The sequence below is a fragment of the Cupriavidus lacunae genome (genome assembly GCF_003353055.1).
GTDB classification, from domain to species: domain Bacteria; phylum Pseudomonadota; class Gammaproteobacteria; order Burkholderiales; family Burkholderiaceae; genus Cupriavidus; species Cupriavidus lacunae.
In genome coordinates this window covers 1-17,814 of sequence record NZ_QKWJ01000121.1, presented here as the reverse complement: position 1 = coordinate 17,814, position 17,814 = coordinate 1, and the positions used below count along the sequence as shown (strand labels likewise).

Annotated in this window: 18 protein-coding genes and 1 pseudogene; 11 read left to right on the top strand and 8 right to left on the bottom strand. The window is 67.6% G+C overall.

The features are described from left to right. Window positions 1–809: 809 nt before the first annotated feature. Complete coding sequence (gene soxR / locus DN412_RS39520; protein WP_167471186.1) at window positions 810–1,298, bottom strand: redox-sensitive transcriptional activator SoxR; 489 nt, start codon at window positions 1,296–1,298, stop codon at window positions 810–812. 124 nt (window positions 1,299–1,422) lie between these two features. On the opposite strand from soxR, the gene DN412_RS39515 reads away from it, so the two are divergent. Beyond that, window positions 1,423–1,920, top strand: a complete 498-nt coding sequence (locus tag DN412_RS39515) for a RidA family protein (RefSeq protein WP_244223047.1) — start codon at window positions 1,423–1,425, stop codon at window positions 1,918–1,920. A gap of 76 nt (window positions 1,921–1,996) precedes the next feature. Beyond that, the gene (locus DN412_RS39510) at window positions 1,997–2,215 is read left to right on the top strand and encodes a hypothetical protein (RefSeq protein ID WP_115216506.1); all 219 of its coding nucleotides are present in this window, start codon (window positions 1,997–1,999) and stop codon (window positions 2,213–2,215) included. Window positions 2,216–2,254: 39 nt separating this feature from the next. On the opposite strand, the gene DN412_RS39505 is transcribed toward DN412_RS39510, so the two are convergent. The 3 genes from DN412_RS39505 to DN412_RS39495 all read right to left on the bottom strand — a co-directional run bounded on the left by DN412_RS39505 (window position 2,255) and on the right by DN412_RS39495 (window position 5,334). After that, on the bottom strand, window positions 2,255–2,641 hold the full coding sequence (locus tag DN412_RS39505; RefSeq protein ID WP_115216505.1) for a nuclear transport factor 2 family protein: 387 nt from the start codon (window positions 2,639–2,641) through the stop codon (window positions 2,255–2,257). A gap of 168 nt (window positions 2,642–2,809) precedes the next feature. Then, on the bottom strand, window positions 2,810–3,799 hold the full coding sequence (locus DN412_RS39500) for a Bug family tripartite tricarboxylate transporter substrate binding protein (protein ID WP_115216504.1): 990 nt from the start codon (window positions 3,797–3,799) through the stop codon (window positions 2,810–2,812). An 80-nt stretch (window positions 3,800–3,879) separates the two neighbouring features. Then, window positions 3,880–5,334: an amidase gene (locus DN412_RS39495; protein WP_115216503.1), complete on the bottom strand. Its 1,455-nt coding sequence runs from the start codon at window positions 5,332–5,334 to the stop codon at window positions 3,880–3,882. 130 nt (window positions 5,335–5,464) lie between these two features. On the opposite strand from DN412_RS39495, the gene DN412_RS39490 reads away from it, so the two are divergent. Then, window positions 5,465–6,403 (top strand): LysR family transcriptional regulator, encoded by a 939-nt coding sequence (locus tag DN412_RS39490; protein WP_115216502.1) that lies wholly within the window; start codon window positions 5,465–5,467, stop codon window positions 6,401–6,403. 33 nt (window positions 6,404–6,436) lie between these two features. Here the strand turns inward: DN412_RS39490 and DN412_RS39485 are convergent, their stop codons facing one another. Beyond that, window positions 6,437–7,441, bottom strand: coding sequence for a BON domain-containing protein (locus DN412_RS39485; protein WP_115216501.1), 1,005 nt, complete (start codon window positions 7,439–7,441; stop codon window positions 6,437–6,439). A 166-nt stretch (window positions 7,442–7,607) separates the two neighbouring features. Continuing rightward, entirely contained in the window at window positions 7,608–7,805 is a 198-nt protein-coding gene (locus tag DN412_RS39480) for a hypothetical protein (protein WP_115216500.1), read from the bottom strand. Between DN412_RS39480 and DN412_RS46135 the strand changes: the two are divergent. From DN412_RS46135 to DN412_RS39470, 3 genes and pseudogenes are all read left to right on the top strand, one after another. Further along, window positions 7,762–7,971: pseudogene (locus tag DN412_RS46135) on the top strand (ATP-dependent acyl-CoA ligase); the annotation flags it as partial. The gene DN412_RS39480 and the pseudogene DN412_RS46135 sit on opposite strands and share 44 nt — an antisense overlap. 115 nt (window positions 7,972–8,086) lie before the next feature. Further along, window positions 8,087–8,275 (top strand): AMP-binding enzyme, encoded by a 189-nt coding sequence (locus tag DN412_RS44245; RefSeq protein ID WP_244223046.1) that lies wholly within the window; start codon window positions 8,087–8,089, stop codon window positions 8,273–8,275. Between the two features lie 429 nt (window positions 8,276–8,704). Then, window positions 8,705–10,090: an MFS transporter gene (locus tag DN412_RS39470; RefSeq protein ID WP_115216499.1), complete on the top strand. Its 1,386-nt coding sequence runs from the start codon at window positions 8,705–8,707 to the stop codon at window positions 10,088–10,090. On the opposite strand, the gene DN412_RS39465 is transcribed toward DN412_RS39470, so the two are convergent. After that, window positions 10,091–11,038, bottom strand: a complete 948-nt coding sequence (locus DN412_RS39465; RefSeq protein WP_115216498.1) for a LysR substrate-binding domain-containing protein — start codon at window positions 11,036–11,038, stop codon at window positions 10,091–10,093. 96 nt (window positions 11,039–11,134) lie between these two features. On the opposite strand from DN412_RS39465, the gene pcaH reads away from it, so the two are divergent. The 4 genes from pcaH to pcaDC all read left to right on the top strand — a co-directional run bounded on the left by pcaH (window position 11,135) and on the right by pcaDC (window position 15,152). Then, window positions 11,135–11,836 carry a protocatechuate 3,4-dioxygenase subunit beta gene (gene pcaH / locus DN412_RS39460; RefSeq protein WP_115216497.1) on the top strand — a complete coding sequence of 234 codons (702 nt, stop codon included), beginning with the start codon at window positions 11,135–11,137 and terminating at the stop codon, window positions 11,834–11,836. A 4-nt stretch (window positions 11,837–11,840) separates the two neighbouring features. Next, on the top strand, window positions 11,841–12,410 hold the full coding sequence (pcaG, locus tag DN412_RS39455) for a protocatechuate 3,4-dioxygenase subunit alpha (RefSeq protein ID WP_115216496.1): 570 nt from the start codon (window positions 11,841–11,843) through the stop codon (window positions 12,408–12,410). A 113-nt stretch (window positions 12,411–12,523) separates the two neighbouring features. Beyond that, entirely contained in the window at window positions 12,524–13,900 is a 1,377-nt protein-coding gene (locus tag DN412_RS39450; protein WP_279635302.1) for a 3-carboxy-cis,cis-muconate cycloisomerase, read from the top strand. A gap of 76 nt (window positions 13,901–13,976) precedes the next feature. After that, window positions 13,977–15,152, top strand: coding sequence for a bifunctional 3-oxoadipate enol-lactonase/4-carboxymuconolactone decarboxylase PcaDC (gene pcaDC, locus DN412_RS39445; RefSeq protein ID WP_115216494.1), 1,176 nt, complete (start codon window positions 13,977–13,979; stop codon window positions 15,150–15,152). Window positions 15,153–15,156: 4 nt separating this feature from the next. Here pcaDC and DN412_RS39440 read toward each other — a convergent pair whose 3' ends face one another. Next, window positions 15,157–16,065: a helix-turn-helix domain-containing protein gene (locus DN412_RS39440; protein ID WP_115216493.1), complete on the bottom strand. Its 909-nt coding sequence runs from the start codon at window positions 16,063–16,065 to the stop codon at window positions 15,157–15,159. 126 nt (window positions 16,066–16,191) lie between these two features. Here DN412_RS39440 and pobA point away from each other — a divergent pair, with 126 nt between their 5' ends. Beyond that, window positions 16,192–17,361, top strand: a complete 1,170-nt coding sequence (gene pobA / locus DN412_RS39435; protein ID WP_115216492.1) for a 4-hydroxybenzoate 3-monooxygenase — start codon at window positions 16,192–16,194, stop codon at window positions 17,359–17,361. The last annotated feature ends 453 nt before the right edge of the window (window positions 17,362–17,814 follow it).

Below are 17,814 nucleotides of genomic sequence, written 5' to 3'. Positions count from 1 at the left end.
AAAGACGTATCGACCCGACATGCCTACCTGAACTCCAATACTGAAGGGGGTTGACATCCTTGCCCTCATAGAAGGTCGGGTTCGATGTTGTCGTAGGTTTAAGCGCCTGGTTCCGCCCTGCTGAGCGGGTCACTTTTTGTCCGAGCGACAAAAAGTAACCAAAAAGCGCGTCGCCTCAGGCGGCTGGCCATCAATTTGGTGGTGGGGGTGGTTCGGGCGGTGGTGCTTGCCGTTTGGCGTGGTTGGTGGTTCGGGCCTGCTACGCACCCTGTCTGTGCCCACATCAACGGACTATTGGACGAACCCGACTTTAGGCTCACCGCGTCGGTGGGACGCCTTCGGCTGCGCTTCGCGCGGGCCCTAACGTGGCAGGCGGACGGCCACGTCCTGATTTGCGTTTTTGGCTCGGCAATACGACCGCCCCGTGCGAGCGCAGCGACGCACTCCGTGCCCGGGCACCCGACTTTGATACTGAGTGCGCGCAGCGCAGCCGTAGGCGTCCTACCGATGACCTCGTTAGCAGGCTGCCAATAGCCTAAAGTCGGGTTCGTCCAATAGTCCGTCGACGTAGGCACCGGACAGGGTGCGTAGCAGGGTCGAACGGGCAACCACGCCAAACGGCAAGCACCACCGCCCGAACCACCAACACCGAGGAATGGATGGCCAGCCGCCAGAGGCGACGCGTTTTTTGGTTACTTTTTGTCGCTCGGACAAAAAGTGACCCGCCCAGCAGGGCGGAACCAGGCGCTTAAACCTACGACAACATCGAACCCGACCTACATAAGCAATCCAACAAGCACCAGCCTCATTCAATCCCCCTCCGGAAAATGCGGCCCCGGCCCTTCCCCCGCCAGCGCATCCTGCGGATTCCGCAACGGACAAGCCTTCAGCGACAAACACCCACACCCAATGCATCCATCAAGCTGATCCCGCAATTGCGTAAGCGTGCGGATCCGTTCATCGAGGTCATCGCGCCAGCTTGCGGAGAGCCGGTGCCAGTCGGCCACGGTTGGGGCGCGGCCGTCCGGCAGCTTCTGCATGGCGTCGGATATCACCGCCAGCGGCAGCCCCATGCGCTGCGCCACGCGGATCACGGCCAGGCGCCGCAGCACGGCGCGCGCATAGCGGCGCTGGTTGCCGCCGCTGCGGGTGCTGGCGATCAGGCCGCGCGACTCATAGAAATGCAGCGCGGATACGGCAATGCCCGTGCGCGCGGCGACCTCGCCGACGGAGAGCAGTTCTTCTGCAGGCGCGGGACGGCGCCGGCGCGGTGAGGCGGGCTGGTTCGCGGAGGCCATCGGGAATGGATATCAGTGGGACGAAAGAATGCCCATGCTATCACCATGGCAGCGCTTGACCTCAAGTTAAGTTGAGGTTCGATACTTGCCACTCCACTGTTCGCCACGCCTCAATCCAGAGCTGATGACCATGTTCCCGTTCTCGCCCTCGTCCTTGCGTTCTCCCTCGATGCCCGCGCTGCCTTCAGTGCCCACCATGCCGGCCGCCCGCCCCAACCCCTCGCTCAGCCTCATCAATCCCGAGGGGCTGTATGACCCGCGGCCCAACGGCTATTCGCATGTGGCGGTGGTGGAAGGCCCGGCCCGCATCGTCTATATCGCGGGGCAAGGCGGTGAGGATGCGGCTGGCTGCCTGCCGCTCGATTTTCCGCGCCAGGTGGCGCGTGCCATGCAGAACCTGCGCATCGCGCTGGACGCGGCGGGTGCCGACGTGGGCGATGTGGCCAAGCTCACGGTGCTTGTGGTCGATCACTCGCATGACCGCCTGCGCACCTTCGGCGCGGCGTTGCGCGAGATGTGGGGCGACAAGCCGACGCCGGCCTGCACGCTGATCCCGGTGCCGCGGCTGGCGCTGGACAACATGCTGTTCGAGATCGAGGCGACGGCGGTGTTGCCAGCCTGAACTGGAACGTCGCGTGGAAGGCGCTGATCTACAACCTGGTGGCGCTGGCCGTGCACTATGCCGAGCGCCTGCATGAGTGTTCTGGCAGGAAGCGCCAGGGCTGGCGGCCGCCAACGACGCGCTGCTCGCGCATATCAACTGGGCGCACTACTGGGCGGTCCAGTTGCTGGTGCTGATGCTGGTGCTCAACTACTGCGTGATCGCGGAGGTTGCGCGCGTGGTCGGGCGCGAGCGCATGAAGCCCATGTTCTTCGGGCCGATGTCACAGGCAGGGTTGCCTGCTGCCGCAAAGTAAGCCCGGCTGCGGCGCGTTGCCGCAGCGGCCTTCCTGCCTTCAGCGCGGTGCGGCGCTGAAGGTCTTGTTGACGATCTTCCAGGCGCCGTCGATTTCCAGCAGCGTCATGTAGTCGGTGAAGGTCACGCCCGGATACTCCAGCACCACCTTGGCCACGCCGGCATTGCCGACCACGTCGAACTGCGTGATCAAGCGCTTGCGCTGCGCCTCATCGGCCGCGGGATGGCCGGGGCAGCGCGCCGAGGCAAATTCCTCAACCGTCAGCGAATGCAGCTTGCCATCGCGGAACGAGACAATGCGCGCGTCGGCGGCGAACGCCTTGTACATGAATTCGGCCTTGCCGGTGATATGGCCCTGCAGGTAGTCCTCGATCGGCGCGAGCGCTGCCACGTGGCGGGACGTCAGGCCCGTTTCTGAATACGTCATGGTCTCCTCCAAAACTTGGGGGCGGCACTGGGGTACTACCCCATGCCGCGGCGTTGAAAGCGCTGATTGTATTCCAGTTTTGTATGCAAAAGTGCGGAGCGCTGCCAACGAACGCCGGAGGCGGCGCATGTGGAGTATGGGCGGCAGCCGACGGCCGCCCCGAAGGGCTTACTCGGCGCGAATATCCGCCCGCGCGGCCACCGCCCGCATCTCGGGCAATTCCTTCTCCACCCGCGCCTTCACCGCCGCGCCATTGCCGTAGGCCGGCGTCAGCGCCAGTTCGACCATGCGTGCTTTGATGGCCGGCGCGTTGGCGACCTCGGCCAGTGCCTTCTCCAGCTTCTGCTGCACCGGTGCGGGCAGTCCCGCCGGTGCCAGCAGTGCGAACCAGGTGCCCATCTGGAAGCCGGGATAGCCGCTCTCCGCGACGGTCGGCACTTGCGGCAACGCCGGCAGGCGCTGCGGCGACAGCACCGCCACCGGCCGGATCTTGCCGCCCTTGATCAGCGGCAGGGTGGCCACCACGGTATCGACTGCGACCGGCACCTGGCCGCCGGCCAGCGCGGTCAGGCTGGGGGCGCTGCCGTTGAAGGGCACATGGACCATGCGGATGCCGGTGGCTGACTTGAGCATCTCCGCGCCGAAATGCACCGAGGAACCGGCGCCGAACGAGCCGTAGGAGAACTTGTCCGGGTGGGCCCTGGCCTGCGTTACCAGGTCCTTGAGCGAGGTGATCTGCGTGTCAGGGTTGACCACCAGTACCAGGCTCATGTCGGCGACCAGGCCCAGCGGGGTGAAGCTTTTGATGGGGTCGTAGCCCAGGTGCTGCCGGATTGCCGGGTTCAGCGTCAGCGTGGTGCTGGCCGCCAGCAGCAGCGTGTAGCCGTCGGGCGTGGCCTTGGCCACCTGGGCGGCGCCGATCACGGTGCTGGCGCCGGGCTTGTTTTCGACTACCATCGACTGGCCGAGCTTTTCGCCAAGGCCGACAGCCAGCAAGCGGCCGAGCACGTCAGTGGCGCCGCCGGCGGCGAAGGGCACCACCAGCCGGATCGGGCGGTCGGGCCACGACTGCGCCTGCACGGCGGCGGGCGCTGTGGACAGCACCGCGGTCAGTGCGGCGGCGCAGGCGAGAAACAGCTTCGGGGGCATTGCAGTCATCGTTGGCACTCCTGTCGGCAGTTGTAGGAATAGAGGGCAATCGGAAGCAATACGAAGCGGAGCCAGGGCAAGCCGAAGGCTCAATCGAGCCAGGGGCTGCGCACGCGCGAGAAGCCGCCGGCCTGGTCGTAGGCATGCCCGAGCTGCAGCACCGCGGCGTCGGCCTGCGCCGGGCCGATGATCTGGATGCCGGCGGGCAGGCCCTGCGGGCCGAAGCCGGCCGGCGCGGCCAGTGCCGGCAGCCCGGCCATGGTGGCCGGCACCACCGCCTGCATCCAGCGGTGGTAGGTGTCCATGTCGCGGCCGTCGATGGCGTGCGGCCAGTCCCACCCGGCATCGAACGGGAATACCTGCGCGGCGGGCAGCACCAGGTAATCGAAGCGCTCGAACAGCGAGCGCAGCGCCTGGTACCACGCGCTGCGCTCGCTCATGGCCTCGTACACGCGCGTGCCCGGCAGGGCCAGGCCGCGCTCGATCTCCCATACCGCCTCGGGCTTGAGCAGAGCGCGCCTGGCCGGGTCGTGGTACAGCGCCGCGTTGGCGCCAGCCACCGAGAAGCTGCGCAGGTCGATCCACGCACGCCACAGGCGCTCCAGGTCGAACGCGGGCAGCGCCGCGTCGATGACGCAGCCGAGCTTGCGCAGGTGCGTGAGCGCCTGCACACAGGTATCGAGCACGCCGGCTTCGGTCGGCAGGTGGCCGCCCAGGTCGCCGAGCCAGCCAATGCGCACGCCGGTCCAGTCGCGGTCGGGCGGCAGCGTGAAGGTGCCGGGCGCCTCGGTGCGGCGCGTCAGCGGCAGGCGCGCGTCAAAGCCCGCCTGCACCGACAGCAGCAGGGCCAGGTCCGGCACGTTGCGCGCCATCGGCCCGGCCACGCTGAACTGCTGGAAGAAGACCTCGTCGCCCGGACCGTGCGGCACGCAGCCGACCGAAGTGCGCAGGCCATAGACGTGATTGAACGCCGCGGGCGTGCGCAGCGACCCCATCATGTCCGAGCCATCCGCCACCGGCAGCATGTGCAGCGCCACGGCCACCGCGGCGCCGCCGCTGCTGCCGCCGGCGGAGCGCGCCGGGTCGAAGGCGTTGCGGGTGGTGCCATAGACCGGGTTGTAGGTATGGCCGCCCAGGCCGAATTCCGGCGAGTTGGTGCGCCCGACGAAGATCGCGCCGCCGGCGCGCATGCGCTCGAAGATCACGGCGTCGGTGTCGCTGACCTGCCCGGCGAAGATCGGCGAGCCCTTGGTGGTGACCATGCCCGCGGCCGGGCTGATGTCCTTGGGCGCCTGCGGGAAGCCGTGCAGCGGGCCGCGGCTGGCGCCGCGCGCCAGTTCCGCGTCAAGCCCGGCTGCCTGCGCGCGCAGGGTGTCGCGGTCAACCGGAGCGACGATGGCGTTGACGCGCGGGTTGTGGCGGTCGATCTGGCCAAGGAAGGCATCGAGCACTTCCACGCACGAGACCTCGCGCGCATGGATGGCGCGCGACAGGGCGACGGCATCGAGTTCGGTGATGGGATCGGGGGGCTGGGCAGGCGCCATGGCTCGGGTGTCTCCTTTGGTGTCCGGGAAAGCATACGGAAAAGCATACGGGCGGCGCGCGGTTTCCCGCAATCGATGATTTTTTGAAATATCCTTGCGTAAAACGCAAACCAGACCCCCGGAGCCGCCCATGCTGTCGCATCGCCTGCAGGACACCTCGTTGCGCTATTTCCTGGAGGTCGTGCGCAGCGGCTCGCTGACCGAGGCGGCGCAGCGGCTGAATGTCACCGTGTCGGCGGTGAGCCGCCAGGTCGGCACGCTCGAGGCCTTGCTCGGCGTGCCGCTGTTCGACCGCCGGCCACGGGGGATGGTGGCCAGCGCCGCGGGCGAGTTGCTGGCGGCCTACGCGCTGCGCGGCGCACTGGAGGCCGACCGCGTGGTGTCCGAGATCGCCGCGCTGCAGGGCCTGCGCCGCGGCCGGGTGCGCGTGGCCAGCTCGGCCGGGTTTGCGATCGAGTTCCTGCCGCGCAGCATTGCCGAGTTCCGCCAGTGCTATCCGGGACTGCAATTCCATGTGCGCGTGGCGCCGCCGGCGGAAGTCACCGGCATCGTGCTGCATGGCGATGCGGATATCGGCATCACCTACAGCCGCGCCGCTGAGCAGGGCATCCGCATCGAACACCGGCAGCCGGCGCCGGTGATCGCCATCATGCGCCCGGACCATCCGCTGGCGCGCTTTCGCAGCGTCACCCTGGCGCAGATGCAGCCCTACCCGATGGCGCTGCCCGAGGGCGACAACACCGTGCGCCAGCTGTTCGACATTGCCTGCGGCGAACGCGGCATCGTGTTCGAGCCGGTGCTGGTGACCAACCACTTCGAGACGCTGACCAGCTTCGTGCTGCACGGCGGCGGGCTGTCGATCTCCGGCACCGTCACGGTGGGCGACCGCTTGCGCCGCGGCGAACTGCATGCCGCGTCGATCCGCGAGCGCGGCATGAGGCGCCGTGCGATCGAGCTGCAGACGCTGGCCGGCCGCACGCTGCCTGAGGGCGTGCGGGCCTTCCTGGGGTTTATCCGCGAGAAGCTGGCGGCGGAGGCGGGCGTGGCGGCGGGTCCGGGAGCAACCTAAGGGCCGGCGGAGATGATCCGCCGGCCGCTGGCCTTATGCACGCCAGGTACTGCCGGTGGTGTCGCTGGTGTGGCCGCCAGGCGTTCTGCTGGCAGTGCCGCTTACGCTATCACGACGCACGTGGATGTCGTTGTTGACCTCCTTGACGCCGTAGGTGCTGTCGGCCATGTCCTCGATGTAGTACTTCTGGCCGCGGTCGCGCACGGTGCCGGTCAGCGACACCACGCCGCCGCTGACCTCGACGCTGACGTCGCTGACGTCAACACCGCGCGCGTAGGTCAGCCGCTCGCAGATCTGGTCGCGGATGCGCTCGTCGCTGCGCTGGTAGCCGCGCGGACCAGTGTTGTGCCATTCGTGCTCGTCCGGGGTCCCGAACCAGTCGCCCACCACTTCGCCGATGCGGCGGCCCAGGTTGTAGAGCACGCCGTGCTCGCCTTCGCGCTGGTCATCCCGGTCGTCATCGGTTTCCCAGCTGCGCCGTTGCGCATATTCCCGCGCATATTTCTGATATTCCGGGCTGTGGCGTTGGGCTTCATACCGCTGGTCCTCATCCCATTCGTCGCGCGGTTCGACCCAGTAGCGGCGGTCGCTGCGCAGGTCGCTGAAGTAGCTTTCGTGGCCCTGGGTGCGGGGCGAGCCACGCGAGCGTCCACGCAGTTCGCGCGGTTCCCGCGCGCGCTCGGTGCTCTGGCGCCACTGGCGCTCGGCGTATTCATCGTCGCGCTCCCATGCCTGCGGGTCGCGCCATTCGCCGGCGCGTTCCCAGCCGTAGCCGCCATTCAGGCCATAGCGCAGGCTGCTGCCGCCGCGACCCTCGCGGGGCTGTTCCGGATAACGGCCTGCACCGTACTGCTCGTTGAATTCCCGGGCCGGGCGGGCCGGGCCGCCATAGCTGGTCTGGCCGGGCATCATTTGCTGGCGCCGACGCTGCGCTTGCCAGTGCTCGCGCTCCGATTCCGGTTGCCAGTCATCGTCGTCCCATGCCTGGCGGCGTTGGCGCTCATCGCGCGCATTGCGCTCATCGTAGTAGTAGCCCATGCTGGTTTCCTGACAATGTGAGTAACGCCATGTGCGGAAGCCGGCGCAGAAGGCGCGCGCCAACCGCTGGCGGGTAACCAGTAAGGGGCAAGATTCGTACCCTGCGCAGAGCGGCCTGGGACAAGGCCTGGCCGGCACACGGCAGCGCGGCGTCCGTGCAACGGTTTCATAGCTTGTAAGGGATGCAGCCTTGGCTGCCGGGATGTACCGCAGTGTCCACCCGGGTCGGCGGCAGCGTGTGACCAAGTGGCACGGAACTCGTGTCGGGCCAGGGCAGGGCCAGCTGCCGAAGTTCTCCGTCGCGCTTCTGGCCGCTGTCGTTGCGCCACGGCTGCACCTGGACCTCGATGGTGCCGTTCTGCATTCGCGCCCTGCTGGCGCAGCCGGTGCCGGCGCAGCACAGCTACCGGCTGTGGGGCAGCGGCGTGTGCGCGCCGCCGACCGATGCGCATTTCAGGGTCAAGGCAATCGGCTGGTGGGGCATGACCGAGACCATTTCGCACGGCACCATCGGCTCGGTGCCTCACGCCAATGCGCCGTTGTCGATGGGGCGACCGTCGCCGGGATATGAAATCCACGTGCTGGACGAAGTGATCGCGGCAGTGCCGGGCGTGGCAGAGGTGGCGGTGGTCGCCAGGAAGTCCGATGCTGGACGAAGTGCCGGTGGCTTTCGTGATCCCGGGCGCCGCGGCGGGCGAGGCCCTGTCCGCGCAGATCATGGCCGCGTGCGAGACGCAGCTTGCCGATTTCAAGCAGCCGCGTGAAGTCCGGCTGGTGGATGCCTTGCCGCGCTCGACCCTGGAGAAGGTCGCCAAGGCCAGGCTTCGTGCGTGACTGGCGGAGGGTTGAAGCGGCGTGCAAGACACGTCGCGTCAATCGCGCGGATTTGGGCTGCACTTTAGGTGATGCATTTGGGAATGTAAATTGACACTTGCCGCCTATTGCATGAAATTTTCTTATTTATCAGGCATTTCATCAGGCGAACTGGTCGGATATTTCGTGATCATGTCCTTCTTCGATATAAACCACCGGGAAATGCCATCCGCGGATTAGTTGAGGCCGTAGAAAAGCGTATTTGTCGGTGAATGTCTCCACCGGGTGGTCGCCGCCACTTGCCCATATTCCGCCGGGTTAACGCCAATTCTGTGCCGCAATCCCCTTTGCCTAAGATGCGTTCAATCAGAGAACGTAGGTTCGCTATTAGAACAATATCGCGCGGGACGCCTGCTAGGCAGGCCGCGCGATAGGCAAACGGAGACAACAGTGCCCCAATCCACGCAGACCAAGGGTGGCATCACAGATGTCCAGGCCCTCATCGACGGCCAGCGGTTCACCGGCTATCAATGGCTCATTCTCGTACTGTGCTTCCTGATCGTTGCCATTGACGGCTTCGACACCGCGGCAATGGGCTATATCGCGCCGGCGCTGGTGCAAGACTGGGGCATTGAGAAGGCAGCGCTCGGGCCGGTCATGAGCGCGGCCCTGTTCGGGCTGGCCTTCGGCGCGATCTTTGCCGGCCCGCTGGCTGACCGCGTCGGCCGCAAGAAGGTGCTGGTGCTGTCGGTCTTCTTCTTCGGTGCCTGCAGCCTGGCCACGGCCTTTGCCCCCACGCTGGGCTGGCTGACGGCGCTGCGGTTCCTGACCGGGCTGGGCCTGGGGGCAGCCATGCCGAATGCCGTGACGCTGACCTCCGAGTTCGCGCCGCAACGCCGCCGTGCCGTGCTGGTGAACACCATGTTCTGCGGGTTTCCGCTGGGATCCGCGGCGGGCGGGTTTGTCGCCGCCGCCATGATTCCGCACTTCGGCTGGCATAGCGTGCTGCTGCTCGGCGGCGTCCTGCCGCTGGTGCTGGCAGTGTTGCTCATCGTCCTGTTGCCGGAATCGGTACGCTACATGGTGCTGCGCAGCTACCCGGCCAGCCAGATCCGCAAGGTGCTGCAGCGTGTGACCGGCGCGGACCTGGGCCAGGCCGACGCATTCGTCATCGGCGAAGCCGCGCCCGCAACCCGGTCCGCCATCGGCACCGTGCTGGCGCCCGGCTTTCGCCTGGGCTCGGCGATGCTGTGGTGCACCTATTTCATGGGCCTGGTCATCTTCTACCTGCTGACCAGCTGGATGCCCACGCTGATGAAGGATGCCGGATTCTCGATCCAGCACGCCTCGTTCCTGACCGCGCTCTTCCCGCTGGGCGGCGGCATCGGCACCATTGCCGCCGGCTGGTTCATGGACCGCTTCAATCCGAACAAGGTCATCGCCATCACCTATGCCGCCACCGGGGCGCTGATCTACGCCGTGGGCCACGGCACCGGCAGCCAGGTGCTGTTGGGCGCGCTGATCTTCCTGGCCGGCACCGCCATGAACGGCGCGCAGTCCTCGATGCCGTCACTGGCCGCGGCCTTCTACCCGACGCAGGGCCGGGCCACCGGTGTTGCCTGGATGCTCGGCTTCGGGCGCTTCGGCGGGATCACCGGGGCCCTGCTTGGCGCGGAATTGCTGCGCCAGCATCTTGGCTTCGACACCATCTTTACGCTGCTGGCCGTGCCAGCCTTCCTGGCCGCGGGCGCACTGTTGGTGAAACACTTCAGCAGCGCCCCGTCAGCCGCCGCTGGCCCCGCGCGCGGCGTGAAGGAGAGCGTGGCCAGCCACTGACTAGCTTGCCGGCTGCGCGGCCGTGCGGATGCAGTGCGCCAACGCCTCCGCCATCGGGGGCAGTGTGCGGTCGCTGTGCCGCAGCAGGCCGACCGGTTCCTCGGTGCCCTGGGTCTCGATTGCCAGCAGCACCAGGTCGCCCTCGGACACGGCGCGCCTGGCCGCGGACAGCGGTGCTGCCCACACACTGTCGCTTTGCCGGGCCAGCAGCCGGCCCAGATAGGCGTCCGATGTCTCCACGCAGCCATCCGGCAGCGGCAGGCCGTGCCGGGCCAGCAGGCTTTCCGTGTTGTGGCGCGGAATCGAGCCCGCGGCCGGAATCACCAGCGGCCACGCCAGCGCGTCAACCAGCGTCGGCCGCGGTACGGCCGCCAGGGGATGGCCGGCGCGGACCGCGAAGGCCAGCGAGTCCGGTCCCAGGGACTCAAACCAGAGGCCTTCCATTGCCACCGGGTCGTCCATGCGCCCGATGACCAGGTCCAGCACATCCGCCTTGAGCTGGTCGATAAGGTTGCGGTTCATGCCGGTCTGGACGGCGATGCCGACCCCGGGATGCGCGGCGCGGAAACGCAGCAGGGCATCGGTCAGCACCGCCGGCACGACGCTGGGCAGCGCGCCCAGCCTGATACGCTCCTGCGGCAAGGCTTGCGCGCCGGCCATGCTGTCGGCGGCCGCGTCGATATCGGCCAGGATGCGCAGCGCGTGGCGCAGGAAGCGCGTGCCTGCCGTGGTCAGCTCAGTGCCCGCCCGCCGCCGCACCAGCAGGCGCGTGCCGGCCAGTTCTTCCAGTTCGGTCAGGGTCTTGGACACGGCCGGCTGGGTCAGGCCCAGGCGGTCGGCGGCGCGGCCCAGATGCTGCGTCTGCGACACGGCGACAAAGCAATAGAGATGCCGCAGCCGCACGCGGTTGCGGAAGATCTCCAGCGCGGGTGGGGGCGATGAATGCATGCTGAAAATTCATGATAAATAGCGTAGATCTCAATTTACATGAATTTATCTGCCATCTAAAGTGGATCCATTCCAAAACGACAAGGAGACTGCGCGATGACCCGTCTTGCCCAGTACCGCCGTCCCTACTGGGACACCCAGCCCGAATACCGGTTTGATCCCTATGCTTCCACGCAGAAGCGCTCGCCCGGCCAGCCGCTGATCGCGCTGCCGCAATCGCTGTCCGAAGTTACCGGGCCGGGCTTCGGCGCCGAGTTCGTGCGCGAAGGCGACAATGACCTGACCGTGGGCAACGGTGGCGAACCGATCGGCGAACGCATTCTCGTGACCGGCCGCGTGCTCGACGAGAACGGCCGGCCGGTGCCGAACGCGCTGGTCGAAGTCTGGCAGGCCAACGCCGCCGGCCGCTACCTGCACAAGCGCGACCAGCACGACGCTCCGCTCGACCCGCACTTTTCGGGCGAAGGCCGCACCGTGACCGACGCCAACGGGCACTACCGGTTCAAGACCATCAAGCCCGGCGCCTATCCCTGGCGCAACCACCACAACGCCTGGCGGCCGCAGCATATCCACTTCTCGCTGTTCGGCAATGCCTATGCCACGCGCCTGGTGACGCAGATGTATTTCCCCGGCGATCCCTTGCTGCCGTTCGACCCGATCTTCAACTGCGTGCCGGACGAGAAAGCGCGCAACCGCCTGATCGCCGCCTTCGACTGGGAGAGCACCCAGCCGGAATACGCGCTCGGCTACCGTTTCGATATCGTGCTGCGTGGCCGCGATGCCACGCCGATGGAGTAAGACCATGCTCTACGCCACCGCATCCCAGACCGTCGGCCCTTACCTGCATATCGGCCTCAATGCATTGAACTGCGCCGACCTGACCGCCAGCGCCCCGCAGTTGGCCGGCCAGCGCATCGTGATCGAAGGCCGCGTGACCGATGGCGACGGCCAGCCCGTGCCGGACGGCATGGTCGAGATCTGGCAGGCCAATCCTGCCGGCCGCTACCGCCATGCCGAAGACACCCGCGAACTGCCGCTGGTGCCCGGCTTTACCGGCTTTGGCCGGGTGCCGACCGAAGCCGACGGCTCGTTCCGCTTCGTCACCGTCAAGCCGGGCGCCGTGCCGGGCCCGGACGGCCGGCCGCAGGCGCCGCACATCATGGTGTCGGTGTTCATGCGCGGCCTGGTCAGGCATGTCGCCACGCGCATGTACTTCCCCGACGAGGCGGCAGCCAATGCTGCCGACGCCGTGCTGGCGCTGGTCCCCGCCGAGCGCCGCGACACGCTGATCGCCAGCGACGCCGGCAACGGCACGCTGCACTGGAATGTGGTGTTGCAGGGGCAGGGCGAGACGGTGTTCTTCGACATCTGAGGCGCCCGCCGGCGGCCGGGAAATCAGCCCCGCCGCCGGCAACAGACGCATAATCGGGTGGCCGTCGATGTCACGGCCTCTCACGCTACCCATCGCCCCCAATGCCAACAGCAATGCGTCTCACCGATCCCATGTTCGGCAGCCCGGCTGTGCTGGACATCTTCTCCGACGCCGGCACGGTGCAGCGCATGCTGGCCGTGGAGGCCGCGCTGGCGCGCGCCGAGGCCGACAGCGGCGTGATCCCTGCCGCGGCGGCAGCCGTCATCTCCGAGGTCTGCCGCGACACCGGCATCATTGATCGCGACGCCCTGGCGCAGGCCGCGGTCGCTGCCGGCAATCTTGCCATTCCCTTCGTCAGGCAACTGACCGCCGCCGTGGCCGCGCGCGACGTCGAGGCCGCGCGCTTTGTCCACTGGGGCGCCACCAGCCAGGACATCATCGACACCGCACTGGTGCTTCAGCTAGGCGATGCGCTGCGCGTGCTGGATGCCGACCTGGTGCGCCTGGGCCAAGCCTGCGCCGCGCTGGCCACGACGCACCGGGCCACGCCGATGGTCGCGCGCACCTGGCTCCAGCATGCACTGCCGGCCAGCTTTGGCCTCAAGGCCGCCGGCTGGCTCGATGCGCTGCGTCGCGATCTCGGCCGACTCGATGCCACCCGCACCCAGGCCCGCGCGCTGCAGTTCGGCGGCGCCGCCGGCACGCTCGCCAGCCTTGGCCAGACCGCACCCGCGGTGACCGCCGCGCTGGCCCGCGAACTGGACCTGGCCGCGCCCGTGCTGCCGTGGCACGCGCATCGTGACCGCATGGCCGAGGTCGCCACCACGCTGGGCATGCTGACCGGCACGCTCGGCAAGATGGCGCGCGATATCTCGCTGATGATGCAGACCGAGGTCGCGGAAGTGGCCGAGCCCTCGGGCCCCGGCCGCGGCGGCTCCAGCACCATGCCCCACAAGCGCAATCCGGTTGGCTGCGCGGCGGTGCTGACGGCCGCGGTGCGGGTGCCGCCGCTGGTGGCGACGATGCTGGCGGGCATGGTGCAGGAACACGAGCGTGCCTTGGGCGGCTGGCAGGCCGAATGGGACACGCTGCCGCAGATCGTGACGCTGGCCGCCGGCGCGCTGCGCCAGATGGGCGAGGTCGTGGCGGGGCTGCAGGTCGATACGGCGCGCATGCGCGCCAATCTCGGCCTCACCCATGGCCTGATCCTTGGCGAGGCGGCGATGCTTGAACTCGGCGGCAGGATCGGCCGGCTGCCCGCGCACCATCTGGTGGAACGCGCCTCGCAGCGTGCCGTGGCCGACGGCACCAGCCTGCGCGACGCACTGGCCCGCACACTGCGGGAAGAGCCGGCGCATGCCGGCCTGCTCGACGACGCCGCGCTGGACCGCCTTGCCGACCCCGCCAATTACGCGGGCCAGTCAGCCGCCTTTGCGGACGCTGCCGTGCAGGCCTGGCAATCCGCGCTGGCGCGGCGCCAGTCGTCCTGAGACTGCGCTGAGCCCGGAATCCGGAACAACACGACGCGCCGGCCACGCTGCCGCCCGCGTTCCCCAGGAGAAAGCAATGCCCTACCTCGACCACGCCGGCGCCCGGCTCTTCTATACCGTTGACGGCCCTGAGTCCGCGCCGGCCATCCTCTTCTCGAACTCGCTCGGCACCGACCACACCATGTGGGAGCCGCAGGCCGCCGCGCTGGCCGGGCGCTATCGCGTGGTGCGCTACGACACGCGCGGCCACGGCCGCTCGAGCGCGCCGGGCGATGCCTTTACCGTGGCGCAGCTCGGGCAGGACGTCCTCGCCATCCTGGATGCGCTGGGGATCGGGCAGGCGGTGTTCTGTGGCCTGTCGATGGGCGGTCTCACGGGGATGTGGCTAGGCATCCATGCGCCGCAGCGGTTCTCGCATATCGTGCTGGCGAATACCGCCGCGAAGATCGGCAATGCCGACGGATGGAATGCCCGCATCGACACCGTACGGCGCGAAGGCATGGCCGTGATGGTCGCGCCCTCGGTCGAGCGCTGGTTCACGCCGGGGTTTGCCGCCACCGCGGACCGCGCGCTTGACGGCTTGCGCCACGTGCTTGCCGGTCTTGATCCGCACGGCTATGCAGCCAGCTGCGCGGCCGTGCGCGACGCCGATTTCCGCGAGTCGGTGGCGTCGATCACGGTGCCCGTGCTGGTTATCGCCGGCAGCCAGGATCCGTCGACCACTGCGCAGGAAGGCCGCGCGCTGGCCGACGCGATTCCCGGCGCGCGCTTTGTCGAGCTGCCCGCCGCGCATATTTCCAGCTTCGAGCAGCCCGGCCGCTTCACGGCGGCGCTGCTCGATTTCGTGCGCGGCCGGCTGCCCGTGACCGACGATCATGCGCGCTACGACGCCGGCCTTGCCGTGCGGCGCGAGGTGCTCGGCAGCGCGCACGTCGACCGTTCGCTCGCGCGGCTGACGCCGCTCAACGAGGAGTTCCAGAACCTCATCACGCGCTATGCCTGGGGTGAGATCTGGACGCGCGAAGGTCTGCCCAGGCATACCCGCAGCCTGCTGACGATCGCCATGATGGTGGCGCTGAACCGCGCGGAGGAACTCAAGCTGCATCTGCGCGCCGCCGCCAACAACGGCGTCACGCGCGACGAGATCAAGGAGGTGTTGCTGCAGACCGCGATCTATTGCGGCGTGCCGGCGGCGAACTCGGCATTTCACCTCGCCGAGGAGGTGTTCGCCGGGATGGACCAGGCAGGCTGACCGGTCACCCCGGCGTATCCGCGGGCGGCTGCATGGCAAATGCCGGCAGCCGCGCGCGCCCCGATTGCCGGAATTCAGTCGGCGCCTGTCCTACCAGCCGCGCGAAGAAGCGCGAGAAGTAGGCGGCGTCGGAGAACCCGAGCGACAGGGCGATGTGCTTGACCTCCAGGTCGCTGAACAGCAGGTCGCGCTGCGCCTCGGCCAGCACGCGCGCGTGGATCATCTGCAGGGCCGACTGCCCGCAAGCCTGGCGGCACACGCGGTTGAGCTGCGTGGGCGTGATGCCGATGGCGCCGGCATAGTGCGTGATTTCCTTGCGCTCACGGTAGTCGGATTCGAGCAACTGCTGGAACAGCCGGAAATGCCGCGCGGGCCGGCTGTCGCTGCGCGCCGCGGCCGGCGCGGTTGCGTTTGCCAGCCGCGCGATGCCGATCAGCAGCAGCGTCAGCAATGCCGACAGCGAGGCCCCGCGCCAGGCGGACACGGTCTCGATCTCGCCACGAATGAGTGCCAGCGTATCGGCCAGCGCGTGGCCCCGGCGCACGCGGTCGTGGCGCGGATGGGCGAACAGCGGCAGCGCATCCGGCACCCCGGCCAGCAGCGTGCGCAGGTGGCTGTCGGTCATGGTCACCACTATGCCGTCGGTCTCCGGCGTGAAGACGAAACCGTGGATGTGCCGTGGCGGCATCGTCACCAGCGAACCGCTGCGCAGCGGCTCGCGCCGTCCCTCCAGCAGGGCTTCGCCGGCGCCCGCATGGATGTACAGAATTTGCAGGAAGCGCTCATGCCGGTGTGGCTTGATCTCCCACCCGTGCAGGCGGCTGCGCGCGGCGATGGACTCGAAATGCAGCTGGTTTGACAGCAGTTCCGAGGGATTGGTGCCATACAGCGAGTACGTCGGGACAGCTCTCACGATGGCTTCAGTGTTTACCAGTGATGTTCCGATTGTCCTGTCATTGGTTCGATCTGTCCATTCCTTGGCGGGCCTGCGCCGACTATCTTTAGGGGCAGAAGACGGATACCCACAAGGAGACAAGACATGCGCACCCAGATTGCCATCATCGGCGCCGGCCCGGCCGGCCTGCTGCTCGGCCAGTTGCTGACACGCGCCGGCATCGACAACATCATCATCGAACAACGCAGTCCCGAATATGTGCTCGGCCGCATCCGCGCGGGCATCCTGGAGAGCGTCACCGTCGACGCGCTGGAACGCGCCGGCGTGGCCGGGCGGCTGCATACGGAAGGCCTGGTCCACCACGGCATCGCGCTGTCGTACGGCGGGCAGCGCCACCATATCGACCTGCACGGCCTGATCGGACGCAGCGTCACGGTGTACGGGCAGACCGAGGTCACGCGCGACCTGATGGACGCGCGCCGCGCCGACGGAACCCCCACCATCTACGAAGCGCAGGAAGTCAGCGTGCAGGGCTTCGACGGCAGCACGCCGACGGTGCGCTATCGCAAGGATGGCGCCACGCATGAGATCGCCTGCGACTATATTGCCGGCTGCGACGGCTTTCACGGCGTCTGCCGCGAGAGCGTGCCGGCGGCGTCGCGGCAGGTGTTCGAGCGCGTCTATCCGTTCGGCTGGCTGGGGCTGTTGTCCGAGACGCCGCCCGTCGCCGATGAACTCGTCTACGCCAGCCATGAGCGCGGCTTCGCGCTGTGCAGCATGCGGTCTCGGCATCGCAGCCGTTACTACGTGCAGGTGGCGTCGAGCGAGCGCGTGGAAGACTGGTCCGACGAGCGCTTCTGGCAGGAGTTGCGCGGCCGGCTCGATCCGCAGACGGCAAGCTCGCTGGTGACCGGGCCCAGCATCGAGAAGAGCATTGCGCCGCTACGCAGCTTCGTGTGCGAGCCGATGCGTTTTGGCCGGCTGTTCCTGGCGGGCGACGCCGCGCATATCGTGCCGCCCACCGGGGCCAAGGGGTTGAATCTGGCGGCCAGTGATGTGCTGGCGCTGTCCGAAGGCTTTGAAGCCCACTACCGCCATGCCGATGCCAGCGGCCTCGATGGCTATTCCGAGCGTTGCCTGCGGCGTGTGTGGAAGGCTGAGCGCTTCTCGTGGTGGATGACTTCGCTGTTGCATCGGTTCCCGGATGCGGATGCGTTTTCGTTGCGGATGCAGCGGGCGGAGCTGGATTATCTGGTGGGGTCGGAGGCGGCTTCTCGGGTGTTGGCGGAGAATTATGTGGGGTTGCCTTACTGAGATTGCCGTTTACGAGGGGGTTGGTTTTTGGCTATTGGCGGGCCTCTTGCTCGTTGGCTTGGTTATGTGGGTCGGGTTCGATGTTGTCGTAGGATTAAGCGCCTGGTTCCGCCCTGCTGGGCGGGTCACTTTTTGTCCGAGCGACAAAAAGTAACCAAAAAGCGCGTCGCCTCAGGCGGCTGGCCATCCATTCCTCGGTGTTGGTGGTTCAAACGGCGGTGATTTCCATTTGGCGTGGTTGGCCGTTCGGGCCTGCTACGCACCCTGTCTGTGCCCACATCAACGGACTATTGGACGAACCCGACTTTAGGCAGTTGGCAGCCTGCTAACTACCGCGTCGGTGGGACGCCTTCGGCTGCGCTTCGCGCCGGCCCTAACGTGGCAGGCGGACGGCCACGTCCTGATTTGCGCTCTTTTTTTTGGGGCTCGGCATCCCGACCGCGCCGTGCGAGC

Coding starts and splice junctions, on each gene's coding strand:
- pobA (WP_115216492.1), top strand. CDS start 16,192: ATGCGCACCCAGATTGCCATCATCGGCGCCGGCCCGGCCGGCCTGCTG.
- pcaG (WP_115216496.1), top strand. CDS start 11,841: ATGCTCTACGCCACCGCATCCCAGACCGTCGGCCCTTACCTGCATATC.
- DN412_RS39480 (WP_115216500.1), bottom strand. CDS start 7,805: ATGCAGAACGGCACCATCGAGGTCCAGGTGCAGCCGTGGCGCAACGAC.
- DN412_RS39515 (WP_244223047.1), top strand. CDS start 1,423: ATGACCATGTTCCCGTTCTCGCCCTCGTCCTTGCGTTCTCCCTCGATG.
- soxR (WP_167471186.1), bottom strand. CDS start 1,298: ATGGCCTCCGCGAACCAGCCCGCCTCACCGCGCCGGCGCCGTCCCGCG.
- DN412_RS39490 (WP_115216502.1), top strand. CDS start 5,465: ATGCTGTCGCATCGCCTGCAGGACACCTCGTTGCGCTATTTCCTGGAG.
- DN412_RS44245 (WP_244223046.1), top strand. CDS start 8,087: ATGCTGGACGAAGTGCCGGTGGCTTTCGTGATCCCGGGCGCCGCGGCG.
- DN412_RS39500 (WP_115216504.1), bottom strand. CDS start 3,799: ATGACTGCAATGCCCCCGAAGCTGTTTCTCGCCTGCGCCGCCGCACTG.
- pcaH (WP_115216497.1), top strand. CDS start 11,135: ATGACCCGTCTTGCCCAGTACCGCCGTCCCTACTGGGACACCCAGCCC.
- pcaDC (WP_115216494.1), top strand. CDS start 13,977: ATGCCCTACCTCGACCACGCCGGCGCCCGGCTCTTCTATACCGTTGAC.
- DN412_RS39465 (WP_115216498.1), bottom strand. CDS start 11,038: ATGCATTCATCGCCCCCACCCGCGCTGGAGATCTTCCGCAACCGCGTG.
- DN412_RS39495 (WP_115216503.1), bottom strand. CDS start 5,334: ATGGCGCCTGCCCAGCCCCCCGATCCCATCACCGAACTCGATGCCGTC.
- DN412_RS39505 (WP_115216505.1), bottom strand. CDS start 2,641: ATGACGTATTCAGAAACGGGCCTGACGTCCCGCCACGTGGCAGCGCTC.
- DN412_RS39485 (WP_115216501.1), bottom strand. CDS start 7,441: ATGGGCTACTACTACGATGAGCGCAATGCGCGCGATGAGCGCCAACGC.
- DN412_RS39450 (WP_279635302.1), top strand. CDS start 12,524: ATGCGTCTCACCGATCCCATGTTCGGCAGCCCGGCTGTGCTGGACATC.